Below are 16820 nucleotides of genomic sequence, written 5' to 3'. Positions count from 1 at the left end.
CGAACTAACCGCCCTCGAGCCGCCGCACCACCTCGTCGAGCTGCTCGAGGTTGCGGTAGTTGATCTGGACGGTGCCGCCGGGATCGCGGTGGCTGACGGTGACGGCGAGGCCGAGCGCATCGCTGACGCGCTTCTCCAGCGCCAGCGTGTCGGCGTCCTTGTCGACCTTGGGCGCGCTGCCCGCTCGCACCTTCTGCGGCTTGCGCTCCGGCACGCCCTCCTCATGCGCCAGCGCCTCGGCCTGGCGGACGTTGAGACCCTCGGCGACGATGCGCTTCGCGGTGGTGAGCGGATCCGGCACGCCGATCAGCGCGCGGGCGTGGCCGGCGGACAGATCGCCCTTCGAGATCAGCGCCTGCACCTCGGCCGGCAGCTTGGTCAGCCGCATCATGTTGGCGACGTGGCTGCGGCTCTTGCCGACGATCTTGGCGATGTCTTCCTGGCTGCGCTTGAACTCGTCGGCGAGCGAATGGTAGCCCAGAGCCTCTTCCATCGCGTTAAGATCTTCGCGCTGCACGTTCTCGATGATCATGATCTCGAGCGCGTCGGAATCAGAGACCTCGACCGGCACGATCGGCACTTCATGCAGGCCGGCCAGCTGCGAGGCGCGCCAGCGGCGTTCGCCGGCGATGATCTCAAAGCGGTCCTGCGCGCCCTTGATCGCGCGCACCACGATCGGCTGGATAACGCCGCGCGCCTTGATCGAATCGGCGAGCTCGCCGAGCTCGGCATCGGCGAAGCTCCGCCGCGGATTGCGCGGGTTGGGCTTGAGGAATTCGATCGGCACCTTGCGCTGGTTGCGCGGCCGCTCGACATGCGCGGCCGCCTCGCCGCCGACGTCTCCGATCAGGCTTGCCAGCCCGCGCCCCAGTCGCGAACGCGCTTCATCGGCCATTGTTGCGAGCTCCCTTGGATTCACGCGCAGTACTCCAGACTTGAATTTCAGAATCGTAGGATGGGTAGAGCGCAGCGAAACCCATCACTCTCGTTGCGTGCCGCGATGGGTATCGCTTCGCTCCACCCATCCTACGCATCGCTGTCAATGCGCGCGCAGCTCGCGCTCACGCTGGATCACTTCCGTGGCGAGCTTGAGATACGCATCGCTGCCGGCGCATTTCAGATCGTAGACCAAGACCGGCTTGCCGTAGGACGGCGCTTCCGAGATGCGCACATTGCGCGGGATCATGGTGTCGTACACCTTGTTGCCCATGAACTGGCGCACGTCGGCAACCACCTGGTTGGAGAGGTTGTTGCGCGAGTCGAACATGGTCAGCACGATGCCGTGGATCGACAGCGTCGGATTGAGCGTCGAACGCACCTGCTCCACGGTCTGCAGCAATTGCGACAGACCTTCGAGCGCAAAGAACTCGCATTGCAGCGGCACCAGGATCGCGTCCGACGCGGCCATCGCATTCACGGTCAGCAGATTGAGCGAGGGCGGGCAGTCGATCAGCACATAGGTGTAGTCCGAGTCGGGCGAGACGTTGTTGTTCAGCCCGGCGATCGCATCGCGCAGCCGGAAGGCGCGGCCCGGCGTGGTGCCGAGCTCGAGCTCGAGACCGGAGAGATCCATGGTGGAGGCAGCGATATGCAGCCGCGGCACCGCGGTCGCGACCACCGCATCGCGCAGTGGCGCTTCGCCGATCAAGACGTCGTAGGTCGAGCAGTTGCGGCTGCGGCGATCGATGCCGAGGCCGGTCGAGGCGTTGCCCTGCGGATCGAGATCGACGATCAGGACGCGCTCGCCGATCGCGGCGAGTGCGGTACCAAGATTAATCGCTGTGGTTGTTTTGCCGACGCCGCCCTTCTGGTTGGCGAGCGACAGGATGCGCGGCTGGCCGGGCGGCTGCGACGTCCTATCTTCTTGATAAACCTCGTCCATCACAGTCATACCAAAATACCGTTTACTCTCGCGGAGTCCCCTTTAGCGCCGCTCGATTGATCCGAGTTCGACGATCCAGCCTTGTCCGCCGGTCCGGCTGGAGTGTAGCTTTGGCTCAATATTCCAATATTTAGTGGCCTCGGTCAATTCGGCCTCTACATCTTGACCCTTCAAAAACAGCGCCTTGGCGCCCTTTTTGACCCACGGCTCGGCAAAGCCGATCAGTTGATGTAACGGAGCCAGCGCCCGCGCGGTGACGCAATCGATCGGGCCGGCGATTCTATCCACAGTATCCCCGATGTCAGCCAGATGCACCGTCCCGGGAGATGCCGTGACGCGAATCGCCTCGCGCAAGAATGCGGCCTTCTTGGCGATTCGTTCAACCAGATGGATAGATGCGCCCGGCGTCTCGGCCAGAGTGCAGGCGAGCACGACGCCCGGGAAGCCGCCGCCGCTGCCGAGATCGACCCAGGACTTTGCCGCCGGCGCGAGGCTCAGGAGCTGCAGCGAATCGGAGATGTGGCGGGTCCAGAGGTTGGGCAGCGTCGAAGGCGCAACGAGATTGGTCTTGGCCTGCCATTCCAGGAGGAGCGCGACGTAGCGATCGAGCCGCGCCTCTGTTTCACGTGAAACAGGAGTTAGCGAGAGCGCCGCCGCCTTGTCCTTAGGGGAGACGGTAAGTTCGGCGGATTGTGGAGCTGGAGCCATTCTCGGAAACGCCGGTCGAGCTCGCCGTTGCGGGCGAAGCGAAGCAATCCATCGTGCCACCCGCGGAAGCGATGGATTGCTTCGTCGCTTCCGCTCCTCGCCATGACGAGGCCGCCCGTTTCACGTGAAACGTCAGGCGCTCGCCTTGGCTGATTTTCGCCGCGCCTCGCGCCGCAGATAGGCGGCCAGAATGCCCAGCGCCGCTGGCGTCATGCCATCGATCCGGCCCGCCTGCCCGACCGTCCGCGGCTGCGCTTTCTGCAGCTTGGCGCGCGCCTCGTTCGAGAGACCGGGCACGTCGGCATATTCGACATCGGTCAGGACCAGCCCCTCGTCGCGCCGGAAGGCGTCGACATCAGCGGTCTGGCGCTTCAGATAGACGTCGTACTTGGCATCGATCTCGAGATGCACCGCGATTGCGGGGTCAATCGCCGACAGCTCCGGCCAGATCGCCTGGACCATTGACCACTCGATCTCCGGATAAGCCAGCAATTCAAAGGCGGAGCGGCGATGGCCGTCGCGATTGAGCGCGAGGCCGTGCTTGGCGGCTTCATTCGGCGTGATCGCGAGCGACTTCGCCATGGTCTTGGCCGCGTCCAGTGCCGCCATCTTGATCCGGTGGCGCTCCGCGCGGGCCGATCCGACGCCTCCGAGCGCGATGCCCTTGTCGGTCAGCCGCTGATCGGCATTGTCGGCCCGCAGGGTCAGCCGATACTCGGCGCGCGAGGTGAACATGCGGTAGGGCTCGGTGATCCCGCGGGTCACGAGGTCGTCGATCATCACGCCGAGATAGCCGTCAGCGCGGTCGAACACGATCGGATCGGCATCGCCAGCAAGCAGTGCGGCGTTGAGCCCGGCGACGATGCCCTGCCCCGCCGCTTCCTCATAGCCCGTGGTGCCGTTGATCTGACCGGCCAGGAAAAGCCCGCGCAGACGCTTGGTCTGCAAGGTCGGATCCAGCTCCCTGGGATCGACATGGTCATATTCGATCGCATAGCCCGGCCGGACCATCTTCACCCGCTCGAGGCCCGGAATACTGGCCAAGATCGCGAGCTGGACCTCCTCTGGGAGTGAGGTCGAGATACCGTTCGGGTAGACCGTGGTGTCGTCGAGCCCTTCCGGCTCAAGGAAGATTTGGTGGCCGTCGCGGTCACCGAAACGGACGATCTTGTCCTCGATCGAGGGACAATAGCGGGGTCCGGAGCTCTTGATCTGGCCAGAATACATCGGCGAGCGATGCACATTGGCCCGGATCACCTCATGGGTGGCCGGTGTGGTCCGGGTGATGCCGCACTGGATCTGCGGGGTCGTGATCCGGTCGGTCATGACCGAAAACGGCTCCGGAGGCTCGTCTCCGGGCTGCATTTCGACCGCGGACCAGTCGATCGTGCTGCCGTCCAGGCGCGGCGGCGTCCCGGTCTTGAGCCGGCCGAGCACAAAGCCCGCCCGCTCGAACGAGTTGGACAGGCCCATGGCCGGTGCCTCACCGACCCGGCCCGCCGGCCAGTTCTTCTCGCCCAGATGGATCAAACCACGAAGGAAGGTGCCGGTCGTGATCACAACCGCACCGGCAGCTAGCTGACGGCCGTCACCCAGACGAATGCCGGTCACGCGGCCATCGACCACGATCAACTCATCCGCCTCGCCCTCAATGACGCGGAGGTTCGCGGTCTCAGTGATGGCGGCCTGCATTGCCGCCGCATAGAGCTTGCGATCGGCCTGGGCCCGCGGGCCACGGACCGCCGGACCCTTGCGGCGGTTGAGCATGCGGAACTGGATGCCGCCGGCATCGGCGACCCGGCCCATCAAACCATCCAGCGCGTCGACTTCGCGGACCAGATGGCCCTTGCCGAGGCCACCGATGGCGGGATTGCAGGACATTGCGCCGATGGTCGCAAAACGATGGGTCACCAGGGCGGTGTTCGCGCCCATCCGGGCGGACGCGCTCGCGGCCTCGCAGCCGGCGTGGCCGCCGCCGATGACGATGACGTCGAATGAGTCTGCCCTGAAAGTCATGGCGGGACTTCTATCGTGGAGTGATGAAAGGCGGAAGAACGAAGTAGGGTCTGCCTAAAGGGGAGACCGACCATTCAAGACGAATATGGACCGGTTCTTCTCGCTCGCAATGCCGGACTGTGGCTGTTTCACGTGAAACGGGAGAGTTCCTTAAACAGCTCGAAACCATGTTTCACGTGAAACAGCTGCGTGTCGGCTCACTTCCCGACGCAGAACTCGCGGAAGATGACGTCCAAGATGTCCTCGACGTCGACCCGGCCGAGCAGACGGCCGAGTGACATTGCCGCCCTGCGGAGTTCCTCCGCCGCCAGCTCCTCGCCCCGCCCGACCACCTCGATACTGCGCCGAAGCGACTCGACCGTCTCCTCAAGCAATCCGCGTTGCCGGGTCCGGCTGATCAAGCCGCCCTCGCTGGTCGCGAAATAGTCGTGCGCAAAGCCGACCAGCGCGGCAATCAGTTCGGAGAGGCCGTCGCCGCGGGCCGCCGAGATCCGGAATTCGGGATAATTGCCACCTTCGCCCGCCGGAGTCCTGACCAAGTCGATCTTGTTTCGCACCAGCCAGGTCGGCGTGGTGCCACCCTGCCCAATCTTCGCGCCGCCGCTGTCGGCGAGCCACAGCACGAGATCGGCTTCGGCGGCACGAACCCGAGCGCGGCGGACACCCTCCTGCTCCACAGGATCGCTGGTCTCGCGGATCCCGGCGGTGTCGATCACCGTGACGGGATAGCCGTCGAGATCGAGCTGCACCTCGATCACGTCGCGGGTCGTGCCGGCATGCGGTGAAACGATCGCGACCTCGCGCTTCGCGAGCTGATTGATCAGGGTCGATTTGCCGACATTCGGCGGACCGGCGATCGCGACCACCAGGCCGTCGCGCAGCCGTTCGCTTTGCCCCTGCCCCGCAAGCACCTGCTTGATCTCGTCGTGCAACGCCCGGACCTTCTCGAGCGCCGGCGCGATCAGCTCCGCCGGCACATCGCCTTCATCGGAGAAATCGATGCCGGCCTCGATCAGCGCCGACGCCGCGATGATCCGCTCGCGCCAGTCACGCGCACGATCGCCGAGTAACCCCTTCAGCTGGCGCAGCGCCTGGCGCCGCTGGCGGTCGGTGTCGGCGTGAATCAGATCGTCGAGACCTTCGGCCTCGGTCAGGTCGAGCTTGCCGTTCTCGAATGCCCGCCGGGTGAACTCGCCCGGTTCGGCCGGCCGCACATTCTCGAACGCCGCGATGGCGTCGAACATCGCCGACAGCACCGCACGTCCGCCATGGACATGAAACTCGGCCACGTCTTCGCCGGTGGCGCTCGCCGAGCCGGGGAACCACAACACGACAGCATCGTCGATCGGCTGATGGTTTGAATCATGGAGCAACGCGCGGGTCGCCTTCCGCGGCGTCGGCATCTTGCCCGCCAGTCCTTCAATGACCGATGCGGCCATTGGGCCAGACAGCCTGACAATGGCGATCGCACTCGGCGGACGTCCGGAGGACAATGCGAAGATGGTCTGATCGCGCGGATGCATCGCCTATCTTCCAAAGCAAACCGGCAAAGGCAATGCCTTCCACCTCGCACACCTGAGCACAATGCTGCAGTGCAGTATGTCGATAATCAGATACAGCAACCGCGCAGCAATCTTGCTGCAAAAAAGAGTGAGTCTGCCTATGACGCAGGATTATAATTCTGAATTACATCAATAAGTTAAACGAAAATTCCACGAGCGCCGCCAGCCTAATTCGTGTTGCACTTTGCTGCAGCAAATCCGCAGCATGAAAAAGGCGCCCCGTTTGTGCGGAGCGCCCTATTCGTTTCGGCCTCGCTATTTGTCCGCGGCCTCAGGTGTTCATGGAATCGAAGAATTCCGAATTGCTCTTCGTGTTCCGGAGCTTGTCGAGCAGGAAGTCGATCGCGTCCATGGTGCCCATCGGATTGAGGATGCGGCGTAGGACATACATCTTCTTCAGCACCTGCGGATCGGTGATCAGCTCCTCCTTGCGGGTACCGGAGCGGGCGATGTCGATCGCCGGGAAGGTCCGTTTGTCCGAGACCTTGCGGTCGAGGATCAGTTCGGAGTTACCGGTGCCCTTGAACTCTTCGAAGATGACTTCGTCCATGCGGCTGCCGGTATCGACCAGCGCGGTCGCGATGATGGTCAGCGAACCTCCCTCCTCGATGTTACGCGCGGCACCGAAGAAGCGCTTCGGGCGCTGCAACGCGTTGGCGTCGACACCGCCGGTCAGCACCTTGCCGGATGACGGCACGACGGTGTTGTAGGCGCGGCCGAGGCGGGTGATCGAATCCAGCAGGATCACGACGTCGCGGCCGTGCTCGACCAGGCGCTTGGCCTTCTCGATCACCATCTCGGCAACCTGGACGTGACGCACGGCAGGCTCGTCGAAGGTCGACGACACCACCTCACCCTTCACCGAGCGCTGCATGTCCGTGACTTCTTCCGGACGCTCGTCGATCAGCAGCACGATCAGATAGCAGTCGGGATGATTGGCGGTGATCGAGTGCGCGATGTTCTGCATCAGCACCGTCTTGCCGGTGCGCGGCGGCGCCACGATCAGCGCGCGCTGGCCCTTGCCGATGGGCGCGACGATATCGATCACGCGGGCAGACAGGTCTTTCTTGGTGGAATCCTCAAGCTCCATGCGGAAACGCTGATTCGGAAACAGCGGCGTGAGGTTGTCGAAATTGACCTTGTGCTTCGACTTTTCCGGATCTTCGAAATTGAGTGTATTGACCTTCAGCAGCGCGAAATAGCGTTCGCCTTCCTTCGGGCTGCGAATATGGCCTTCGATCGTATCGCCGGTGCGCAGGCCGAAACGGCGGATCTGCGACGGCGAAACGTAGATGTCGTCGGGGCCCGGCAAATAGTTCGCGTCGGGCGAACGAAGAAAGCCGAAGCCGTCGGACAGCACCTCGACAACGCCTTCACCGATAATGTCGGTCTCGGCGATCGCGAGCTGCTTGAGAATTGCGAACATCAGCTCCTGCTTGCGCATGGTGCTGGCATTCTCGACCCCATTCTCTTCCGCGAACGAGACGAGCTCGGCCGGCGTTTTCGATTTGAGGTCCTGGAGTTTGATTTCCCGCATCGGGGTCGTCCTGTGAGGAAGTAAGTAGGGAAGGGTGCGAGGTGGCTCTGGAAAAAGCGGACGCCATAGGAAGGTCCGCAGGTCTCAGCCAGGAAAGTGCCGTTTGGGCTTTCAAACCTGATGCGGCGCCGGCCCGAAAAGAACCGGAACGCGACCACATCCGCCTGCGTGGGGTGGGATAAAACCTATATAGAAAATCGATCCGTCCTTCGCAAGAAGGAGTGAAGCATGCGTCTTGGGCATCGCAAAGTCTAGAACGGCTTCACGACCACCATGATGACGATCAGGATCATCAAAACTGTCGGCACCTCGTTGATAATACGATAAAATTTCTGGCTTCGCTGATTCCGGTCGGCGGCGAAATCCTTCACGCAGCGAGACAAAAAGCCGTGGATACCCGACATGATCAGCACCAGCGTAAATTTGACGTGAAACCAGCCGGAAAGGTACCAGTGTCCGGCCCAGACCAGATAAAGCCCGGCGAGCCAGGTCACGATCATCGCGGGATTGATGATCGCTTTCAAAAGTCGGCGCTCCATGACCTTGAAGGTCTCGGATTGCTTCGAGCCGGCCTCGGCCTCGCAATGATAGACGAACAGCCGCGGCAGATAGAGCATGCCCGCCATCCAGGAGATGACGGCAATGATGTGCAGCGCCTTGATCCAGTCATACAACATCGCAGCGATGCCTTTCAGGGAACAGCTCGGCAGGGAACAGTCGGACCGCCTCGGCGTCGCGGACAAAGCTCCGCAAGCGAGGGACGGATACATATCCGCACACACGGCTCTCCTAAACCTAATTAATTTTAGAATCTAAGGTTTGAGTCTTAATGGCGGTGAATTTGACTCATGCAATGCGGTCCAGCGGCTTTCGCGGGCTTGTTCACATCCCTCAACATTCCGGCAGGCGAGGGCGGATATCCGGAATCCGCCGCTCGGCTCAATCGGTTGCGCAGCTCTGTGGCCAGCTTATGAAGAGACAAATCCACATCGGTTCACTATCATCCTGGCCATGATGCCGACTTATCCTTTCACGGGGTGCTGTGAAGAAAGGGATGAGATATTCACGGGCCGGGCGGCGGACCCGGATTCTTGTCCTCGACCTCCACAGGGATTCACAGGATAGACAGGGGCTCTGGTGCCGACGACTTCCAACTATTTCCACCTCCATCTGGTGTCCGACTCGACCGGCGAGACGCTGATAACAGTGGCGCGCGCGGTCGCCGCGCAATACGCCAACGTGACCGCGGTCGAGCATGTCTATCCGCTGGTGCGCAGCCAGAAGCAGCTCGACCGGGTGCTCGACGAGATCGAGGAATCGCCCGGCATCGTGCTGTTCACGCTGCTGGAGAAGGACCTGGTCGGCCGGCTCGAGGGTAAGTGCAAGGAAATCAACGTGCCGAGCCTGTCGATCATCGGGCCGGTGATGCAATTGTTCGAGGCGTATCTGGGCGCCGCGACGACCGGTCGCGTCGGTGCGCAGCACGTGCTGAACGCGGAATATTTCAGCCGGATCGACGCGCTGAACTACACGATGATCCATGACGACGGTCAGCATGTCGAAGGCCTCGAGGACGCCGATATCGTCCTGGTGGGCGTGTCCCGGACCTCGAAGACGCCGACCTCGATCTATCTTGCCAACCGCGGCATCAGGACTGCGAATGTGCCGCTGGTGCCTGGCATTCCCTTGCCGCACCAGCTCGAGACCTTGAAGAAGCCGCTCGTGGTCAGCCTGCATGCGACGCCGGAACGATTGATCCAGGTCCGGCAGAACCGCCTGCTCACCATGGGCGACCGCGACAACGACACCTACATCGACAAGCAGGCGGTGGCCGACGAGGTCGCGTTTGCCCGGCGCCTCAGCGCGAAGTTCAATTGGGCCCTGCTCGACGTGACGCGTCGCTCGATCGAGGAGACGGCGGCCGCGATCATGAAGCTCTACAACGACCGCCAGCGCGCCCGGCCGTCGGAATGATCGCCGCGTCATGAGCATCTGGCGCGGACCACAGAAACTCATTCTGGCATCGCAAAGCCGGGCGCGAAGGATGCTGCTGGAAAACGCCGGCCTCGATTGCGAGGCGCTGCCGGCGGATATCGACGAGCGCGCGGTGCAGAAGAATTCCGGCCTCTCCGCGCCCGGCGAGATCGCTTCGCTTTTGGCGCGCGAGAAGGCGCTGTTCATATCCAGGCATAAGCCCGCTCAATACGTGGTCGGCGCAGATCAAACGCTGGCGCTTGGCCAGCGGATGTTCAGCAAGCCGGCCGGCCGCGCACAGGCTGCCGAGCAGCTCGGTCTGCTTGCCGGACAAACCCACGAACTGCATTCCGCCGTCGCGGTCGCGCGTGACGGGAAAGTCTTATTCAACGACGTCAGCGTGGCTCGCATGACCATGCGGCGGCTCGCCGCCGGCGAAATCGAGGCCTATCTCGACCAGGCCGGCCAGGCGGTGACGACCAGCGTCGGCGCCTACCAGCTCGAGGGCCTCGGCGTGCACCTGTTCGAGCGGATCGAAGGCGACCATTTCACGATCCTCGGCCTGCCGCTATTGTCACTGCTCGCATTCCTGCGCCGCGAGAAGCTGCTCGCGGTGTGAGATGCGAAGGCGAGGCGACGAGATACTGAACCGATGTTGATGACATGTTGATTGTTGGACTGACCGGCTCGATCGGGATGGGGAAATCCACCACGGCCAAATTGTTCATGGAGGCCGGCGTGCCGGTGTACGATGCCGATGCGGCCGTGCATCAGCTCTACGAGGGTGAAGCCGCACCGGCGATAGAGGCCGCGTTTCCCGGCACCACTACGGGCGGCAAGGTCGATCGCGCCAAGCTGTCGGCGCGCGTGGTGCACGATCCCGCGGCGATGAAGCAGCTTGAGCAGATCGTGCATCCGATGCTCGGCGCATCGCGGCAGAAATTCTTCGCCGACGCGGAAGCCGCAGGCAATCCGATCGTCATTCTCGACATCCCGCTGCTGTTCGAGACCGGCGGCGAGAAGCGTGTCGATGCCGTCGTCGTCGTCACCACCTCGCCGGAACTGCAGCGCGAACGCGTGCTGGCCCGCGGCACCATGGATGCGGCGAAACTCGACGCCATCATCGCCAAGCAGATGCCGGATGCCGAAAAGCGCAAGCGCGCCGATTTCATAGTGGATACCTCGCACGGACTTGATCCGGTGCGGGCGCGCATCCGCGACATTCTGGCCGAGGTTGTTAAGATGCCGAAGCGGCGCGTCTGATTCGCCGTCTTCCGGATTCCCTCACGTCATGCGCGAAATCGTTCTCGATACCGAAACCACTGGCCTCGATCCGCTGCGCGGCGACCGGCTGGTCGAGATCGGCTGCGTCGAGATCTTCAACCGCATGCCGACCGGGCTGACCTACCACGTCTACATCAATCCCGAGCGCGACATGCCGTTGGAAGCGTTCAACGTCCATGGGCTGTCGACCGAGTTCCTGGCGTCCAAGCCGCTGTTCACCGAAGTGGTCGATGAGTTCCTGGCCTTCATCGGCGACACGCCGTTGGTGATCCACAACGCCTCGTTCGACATCAGCTTCATCAATGCCGAGCTCGACCGCATCAAGCGGAAGGCGATCCCGAAGGATCGGCTGGTCGATACGCTGCTGCTGGCGCGGCGCAAGCATCCCGGCGTGTCGAATCGGCTCGATGATCTCTGCTCGCGCTATCAGATCGACAATTCCAGACGCACCAAGCACGGCGCCTTGCTCGACGCCGAGCTGCTGGCCGAGGTCTATATCGATCTGATCGGGGCGCGGCAGTCGCAGCTCATCCTGGCGTCCGAAACATCGGATGCGCGCGCCGGCAGCTATGGTGATACGCCGCGCCGGCAGCGCGAGACGGCCCTGGTGGCGCGGGTCAGCGACGCGGATCGCGAAGCCCACCGGGCGTTCGTCGCCACGCTCGGCGACAAGCCGATCTGGAACGACTATTTGCCGCCGCCGGCGCCTGCCGAAGCCCCGGCGGCTTAAATCTTACCCGTCATCCTGAGGAGCCGCGCAGCGGCGTCTCGAAGGATGAATCGGCCCGGCTGGTGGCCGTCGATCCTTCGAGACGCCTGCTTCGCAGGCTCCTCAGGATGACGGCTCACAGGTCCGGGTGACGCTATCTCGAACTGCGGTTCAGCTCGGCTTGACGCCGGAGGCGGCCTGAGCGGCGGCCTGGCGCTCCATGTTCTGGCGGTAGAGGCCGACGAAATCGACCGGATCGAGCAGCAAGGGCGGGAAGCCGCCGTCGCGGACCGAGGTTGCGACGATCTCGCGCGCGAACGGGAACAGCAGTCGCGGGCACTCGATCATGACCAGCGGGTGCAGGTTCTCCTTCGGCACGTTCACGATCCGGAAGACGCCGGCATAGGCGAGGTCGAAGCTGAACATCACCTTGCCCGCGGTCTCGGCCTTGCCCTCGATCGAGAGGATCACCTCGTACTCGTTCTCCGACAGGTTGTTGGCGGAGACGTTGATCTGGATGTTGATCGCCGGCTGTTGCTGCTGCTGGCCGAGCGAGGCCGGCGCATTCGGGTTCTCGAACGACAGGTCCTTGGTGTACTGCGCCAGAACGTTGAGCTGGGGAGCGGCCTGTTCGACGGGCGCGCCGTTGCCATTGGTCATGAAAATGTCTCCTGGAGCGGCGCTCGGGACAGGATGTCCGACGGCACGCGTTAAGGTGTTGGGAATGCCGATTCCGGGCGAGTGGCTATCATAGGCCCGGCTCGGTCCACAAGGACGACGAGCAAGCGCGAGGCGGTGCGGCTGCGGCCAAAGCTTTGGCGATCGGCGCGCGAGCGCTACTCCGCCCAACCTCTTAACAGCTTCCTAAATTATTGAAGATGCGCGATTTCCGGGAAGGAACGGGTTTCCCCCCGGGGTTAAAACGCGCTACACTTGCCCGTGCCAAAAAGCGCCATTGGCCGGGCATAGTTTCGTGCCTACATGCTGCGGACTCACTCGGCGATGTAATCTCTGCCGTTCCCGACCGGGAACGCTTTGATGCCCGGCCCGTTGCCGGCAGAGACCAGAAAGCGAATTCGACGTGGATATCTACACCATCATCTTCCTGGCGCTGGCCGTGTTTATCTTCCTGCGCCTGCGCAGCGTTCTCGGGCAGCGCACGGGAAGCGAGCGACCGCCATATGATCGTGCAGCACCTAACGTCCTGCAGCGCGGCCAGGATAACAACGTCGTGCCGATCCCGGGATCGGTGATCGATCAGCCGGCCCCGGCCGCAACAGCCGAGCCGGTCGAGCCCACGGAGCGCTGGAAGGGCATCGCCGAGCCCGGGACGCCGCTGGCGCAGGGTCTCGACGCGGTGGCCGCCCAGGACTCCTCGTTCGACCCGCGACATTTCCTCTCAGGCGCCCGCTCGGCCTATGAGATGATCGTGCTGGCTTTCGCCAATGGCGACCGCCGCGCGCTGCGCGACCTGCTGTCGAGCGAGGTCTATGAGAGCTTCGAGGCCGCGATCAAGGATCGCGAGAAGCACGAGCAGAAGACCGAGACCCGGTTTGTCTCGATTGACAAGGCCGAGATCGTCAGCGCGGAGACGCGCGATCGCTCGATCCAGCTCACCGTCCGCTTCGTGTCGCAGATGATCTCGGTCACGCGCGACAAGGCCGGAACCATCGTCGACGGCAGCCCGGACAAGGTCGCCGACATCACCGACATCTGGACATTCGCCCGCGACTCGACTTCCCGCGATCCGAACTGGAAGCTGGTTGGCACTGGAAGCGCTCACTAAACATCTCAGCTACGGGCGCCTCGCGATCGCGTGCTGTGCGCTCGCTGTCCTGTGCTCCACGGCGGCGATCGCCGCGCGCTACAGGACGAGCCGGCACGCTGCGCCACGGCACGAGCAATCCCACCCGATACCCTATCCCAATCTGGAATTGCCGCTGCAGGTCAGCGGCAGCCAGTATGAGCCGCTGACCTGGCCCAATGTCTCCGGCTGGAACGACGACGATCATCTCGCCGCCTACAACGCGTTTCGTGCCAGCTGCAAGCCGATCGCGGCGCAACAGGGGGCGCCCGCAGACTCAAAGGCGCTGGGAAGCTCGCTGCGGGATCCCTGCCGGATCGCCAAGGGGCTCGTGCTCAGCGACGGCGGCAAGGCGAAGGAATTCTTCGAGCAGAATTTCGTGCCGCTGCGCATCTCGCGGCTCGGTGAGGAGGCCGGTTTCGTCACCGGTTATTACGAGCCGGTGCTCGACGGCTCGCGGACCCAGACCGACGTCTACAATGTTCCGGTCTATCGCCGGCCGTCCAACCTGTTCGTGCGCGGCAAGACGCAAGCTTCCGTCGGCCTGCCCAACAGCGGCCCGGTGTATCGCAAGATCGGCCGGCGCAAGCTCGTGCCCTATTACGACCGCGCCCAGATCGAGGACGGCGCGATCGCCGGCCGCGGGCTCGAGATCTGCTGGCTGAAGAGCCAGACCGATCTGTTGTTCGCCCAGATCCAGGGCTCGGCGCGGATCAAGCTCGAGGACGGCACCACGCTGCGCATCAATTACGATGCGCATAATGGCTATCCCTATACGCCGGTCGGACGCGTCCTGATCGACCGCGGCATCATCCCGAAGGAGCAGATGTCGATGCAGAAGATCAGGGAATGGATGGAGCAGAACCCCGACGGCGCCAACGAGGTGCGGCGGCAGAACCGCGCTTACGTGTTCTTCCGCGAGGTGCCGCTGTCCGACAAGGACGAGGCTGTCGGCGCGCAGGGCGTGCCGCTGACGCCGGGCCGCTCGATCGCGGTCGACAAGGCGCTGCATGTCTACGGCACGCCGTTCTTCATCGCCGGCGAACTGCCGATCGACTCGGAACAGTCGAAGACGCCGTTCCACCGGCTGATGATCGCGCAGGATACGGGATCTGCGATCGTCGGCCCGGCGCGCGCCGATCTCTATTTCGGGGCCGGCGCCGATGCCGGAAAGGTCTCGGGCCGGCTGCGGCACAATATGCAGTTCGTGATGCTGGTGCCGAGGGGTCTCGATCCGGTCGCGCGCGGCCACAAGCTGCCGATCCCGGAGGAGCGGCCATCGGCCCGGATCGCAAAGCTGTTTCCGCAGACCGATCCGCTGAAGGACAAGGCGGCGGCGAAGCCTGCGGATGTGCCGACGTCCGGTATTGCCAAGAGCACGGCGAAAGACGCCGGCACTAGCGTCGCCAAGAAGCCGGCCGCGAGGGATGCCGCGCCCGCAGCGCCTCAGGCGTCGACCCCTGTCGCGCAGGCGGCGCCTGTGGCAGAACCGGTGCCGTTGCCGGTCGCCCGGCCCGACATTCCGCAGCAACCGGAGAAGCGGCGCTACAGGCGCTATCGCCATCACCGCGAGCAATGAAACGACCCGCGCCGATCCCCGATCTGTCCGTTCCGTCGCGACGGAAACGTGCGCTGAGCGAGGAGGAGCGTGCGCTCTGGGAGACCGTGGCCAAGCAGGTCAAGCCGCTGCGCAAGAAGCCGGCCGCTCCGAAGGCTCCTGCCGCGACCTCCGAGTCCGCCGCCCATCACGCGCCAGCAAAGCCTATCCCGGTCAAGCCAGTCACGTCAGTCAAGCCCGCGCCGGCGCCGCGTCCGCAGATGCCGCCGCTTGCACCGATCGGCCGCCGCGATCGCACAAAACTGTCGCGCGGCCGGCAGGAGATCGATGCGCGGCTCGATCTGCACGGCATGACGCAGATGCGGGCGCATCGGGTGCTGTTCGCCTTCCTGCAGCGCGCGCACTCCGATGGGCTCACCTTCGTGCTCGTGATTACGGGCAAGGGCAAGGTCGGGGGACTGGATTCCGATCGCGGCGTGTTGCGCCGCCAGGTGCCGGAATGGCTCAGCCTGCCGGAATTCCGTTCGCTGGTCGTCGGCTTCGAGGAAGCGCATATCGGCCATGGCGGCGAGGGCGCACTCTACGTGCGCGTCCGGCGCGCACGCTGAGCATGATCCGGAAAAGTTTGCAGCGGTTTTCCGATAAAGATCATGCTCAAAACTAAAATGGTCGTACGATCCCGACGCGCGGGATCAGCGTGATGATCCAGCCGAGGATTGTCGTCTTGCGATCGTCCGCCGGGACCACCGGCACGTCCTTCGACGCCGGCAGCATCTTCACGGCGTGCAGCATCAGGAACATGCAGACCGCCCAGTTCGAGATCCAGCGCGAATAGTCGAACACGGTCGCGAACATCACGACATAGCCGGTGCTGATCATCATCAGTGCGGCGAACACGATCCGGCGATGCAGCCCACTCGCGAGCGCCTCGATCAGCCGCGCGAAATAGCGCCACAGCGGCGTGTGCAGCCAGATCAGCAGCGCGAACACCGGCACGCCCAGGATATTCGAGGGCATCCGCGCCCAGGTATCGGCGAACTCCTTCGACAGCGGCTGGTACCAGATGTATCCGAACTGAAGCAGATCGGTGCGTGACGGATCGGCCATCCGGCTCTGCAGATGGCGGATGAATTCGTCATAGGGTACGTCGACCGTGCCCGCGAACTGCGCGACCAGAAACAGGATGCCGACGGCCGCGAGCGAGCCGATGCCCAAAATGATGTTTCGCGGCGTCGCGCCTTGCACGAGGTAGAAGCGCAGCACCACGATCGCTGCGATGGTCGGCACATACATCAGGACGAAGATGTGGTGGACCAGGATCAGCACGATCGAGAACAGCGCCGCAATCAGCACGTAGATGACCGAGCGTGCCGGGATCAGCAACAGCACGATCGCCAATGCACAGCCATAAATGTCGAAATGGCCGAGCGTGTGCATGAAGTTCTTCAGGAAGAACGGCGAGCTCGCGATGAAGACGAACAGCGGCCAATGTGTATCGTTAAAGCCGAATGTGCGCTGAAACAGCTTGATGAACAGTCCGAGCGTCAGCAGCCAGATCGCGCCGGCCATCCCGAACACCAGCCACACCGGCACCTTGTCGGTGAACAGCGAAACGATGGCGCCAACCAGCGCGCGCTTGGTGAAGCCGTAGTGATAGTCGACGAGGAGATGGATGTAGGGGACGAAGGGCGGCAGCGCGATCTTGTGCAGGAACACCCCGACCAGCACGGCCGCATTGACGGCCAGCATCAAGCGCCAGGGGTTTTGCCAGATTTGCAGACTCATC

16 protein-coding genes are annotated in these 16820 nt (G+C 63.4%); 7 read left to right on the top strand and 9 right to left on the bottom strand.

Annotated elements, in window-relative coordinates; genetic code table 11:
* Positions 1-4: 4 nt before the first annotated feature.
* The 7 genes from ACVINW_RS11255 to hemJ all read right to left on the bottom strand — a co-directional run bounded on the left by ACVINW_RS11255 (position 5) and on the right by hemJ (position 8379).
* Positions 5-895, bottom strand: a complete 891-nt coding sequence (locus ACVINW_RS11255; RefSeq protein WP_456751355.1) for a ParB/RepB/Spo0J family partition protein — start codon at positions 893-895, stop codon at positions 5-7.
* A 144-nt stretch (positions 896-1039) separates the two neighbouring features.
* Complete coding sequence (locus ACVINW_RS11250) at positions 1040-1891, bottom strand: ParA family protein (RefSeq protein WP_456751354.1); 852 nt, start codon at positions 1889-1891, stop codon at positions 1040-1042.
* Positions 1892-1924: 33 nt separating this feature from the next.
* The gene (gene rsmG, locus ACVINW_RS11245; protein WP_456751353.1) at positions 1925-2590 is read right to left on the bottom strand and encodes a 16S rRNA (guanine(527)-N(7))-methyltransferase RsmG; all 666 of its coding nucleotides are present in this window, start codon (positions 2588-2590) and stop codon (positions 1925-1927) included.
* Between the two features lie 132 nt (positions 2591-2722).
* Positions 2723-4606, bottom strand: a complete 1884-nt coding sequence (mnmG, locus tag ACVINW_RS11240) for a tRNA uridine-5-carboxymethylaminomethyl(34) synthesis enzyme MnmG (protein ID WP_456751352.1) — start codon at positions 4604-4606, stop codon at positions 2723-2725.
* 197 nt (positions 4607-4803) lie between these two features.
* A complete protein-coding gene (gene mnmE, locus ACVINW_RS11235) occupies positions 4804-6129 on the bottom strand; it encodes a tRNA uridine-5-carboxymethylaminomethyl(34) synthesis GTPase MnmE (RefSeq protein WP_456751351.1) in 1326 nt (441 codons plus the stop codon).
* A gap of 310 nt (positions 6130-6439) precedes the next feature.
* Positions 6440-7705, bottom strand: a complete 1266-nt coding sequence (gene rho, locus ACVINW_RS11230) for a transcription termination factor Rho (RefSeq protein ID WP_021078151.1) — start codon at positions 7703-7705, stop codon at positions 6440-6442.
* Between the two features lie 251 nt (positions 7706-7956).
* The gene (hemJ, locus tag ACVINW_RS11225; protein ID WP_456756368.1) at positions 7957-8379 is read right to left on the bottom strand and encodes a protoporphyrinogen oxidase HemJ; all 423 of its coding nucleotides are present in this window, start codon (positions 8377-8379) and stop codon (positions 7957-7959) included.
* Between the two features lie 463 nt (positions 8380-8842).
* Here hemJ and ACVINW_RS11220 point away from each other — a divergent pair, with 463 nt between their 5' ends.
* The 4 genes from ACVINW_RS11220 to dnaQ are packed head-to-tail and all read left to right on the top strand — an operon-like array spanning position 8843 to position 11693.
* Positions 8843-9679 (top strand): pyruvate, water dikinase regulatory protein, encoded by an 837-nt coding sequence (locus ACVINW_RS11220; protein WP_456751350.1) that lies wholly within the window; start codon positions 8843-8845, stop codon positions 9677-9679.
* Between the two features lie 10 nt (positions 9680-9689).
* The gene (locus ACVINW_RS11215; RefSeq protein WP_456751349.1) at positions 9690-10298 is read left to right on the top strand and encodes a Maf family protein; all 609 of its coding nucleotides are present in this window, start codon (positions 9690-9692) and stop codon (positions 10296-10298) included.
* A gap of 44 nt (positions 10299-10342) precedes the next feature.
* Positions 10343-10942, top strand: coding sequence for a dephospho-CoA kinase (coaE, locus tag ACVINW_RS11210; RefSeq protein ID WP_456751348.1), 600 nt, complete (start codon positions 10343-10345; stop codon positions 10940-10942).
* A 28-nt stretch (positions 10943-10970) separates the two neighbouring features.
* The gene (gene dnaQ, locus ACVINW_RS11205; protein ID WP_456751347.1) at positions 10971-11693 is read left to right on the top strand and encodes a DNA polymerase III subunit epsilon; all 723 of its coding nucleotides are present in this window, start codon (positions 10971-10973) and stop codon (positions 11691-11693) included.
* 150 nt (positions 11694-11843) lie between these two features.
* On the opposite strand, the gene secB is transcribed toward dnaQ, so the two are convergent.
* Positions 11844-12332, bottom strand: coding sequence for a protein-export chaperone SecB (gene secB, locus ACVINW_RS11200; protein ID WP_456751346.1), 489 nt, complete (start codon positions 12330-12332; stop codon positions 11844-11846).
* Between the two features lie 421 nt (positions 12333-12753).
* Here secB and ACVINW_RS11195 point away from each other — a divergent pair, with 421 nt between their 5' ends.
* From ACVINW_RS11195 to ACVINW_RS11185, 3 genes are read left to right on the top strand one after another with little or no spacing between them, the layout of a single operon-like run.
* Positions 12754-13458 (top strand): Tim44/TimA family putative adaptor protein, encoded by a 705-nt coding sequence (locus ACVINW_RS11195; protein ID WP_456751345.1) that lies wholly within the window; start codon positions 12754-12756, stop codon positions 13456-13458.
* Positions 13436-15055, top strand: coding sequence for a murein transglycosylase A (gene mltA, locus ACVINW_RS11190; protein ID WP_456751344.1), 1620 nt, complete (start codon positions 13436-13438; stop codon positions 15053-15055). The genes ACVINW_RS11195 and mltA overlap by 23 nt, the downstream gene beginning before the upstream one ends.
* Positions 15052-15642 (top strand): Smr/MutS family protein, encoded by a 591-nt coding sequence (locus tag ACVINW_RS11185; RefSeq protein ID WP_456751343.1) that lies wholly within the window; start codon positions 15052-15054, stop codon positions 15640-15642. The genes mltA and ACVINW_RS11185 overlap by 4 nt, the downstream gene beginning before the upstream one ends.
* Positions 15643-15694: 52 nt before the next feature.
* On the opposite strand, the gene ACVINW_RS11180 is transcribed toward ACVINW_RS11185, so the two are convergent.
* Positions 15695-16819, bottom strand: a complete 1125-nt coding sequence (locus ACVINW_RS11180) for a hypothetical protein (protein WP_456751342.1) — start codon at positions 16817-16819, stop codon at positions 15695-15697.
* Position 16820 lies beyond the last annotated feature (1 nt).

The sequence above is a fragment of the Bradyrhizobium sp. USDA 4461 genome, assembly GCF_054055655.1.
This window is presented reverse-complemented; position numbering and strand designations above follow the sequence as displayed.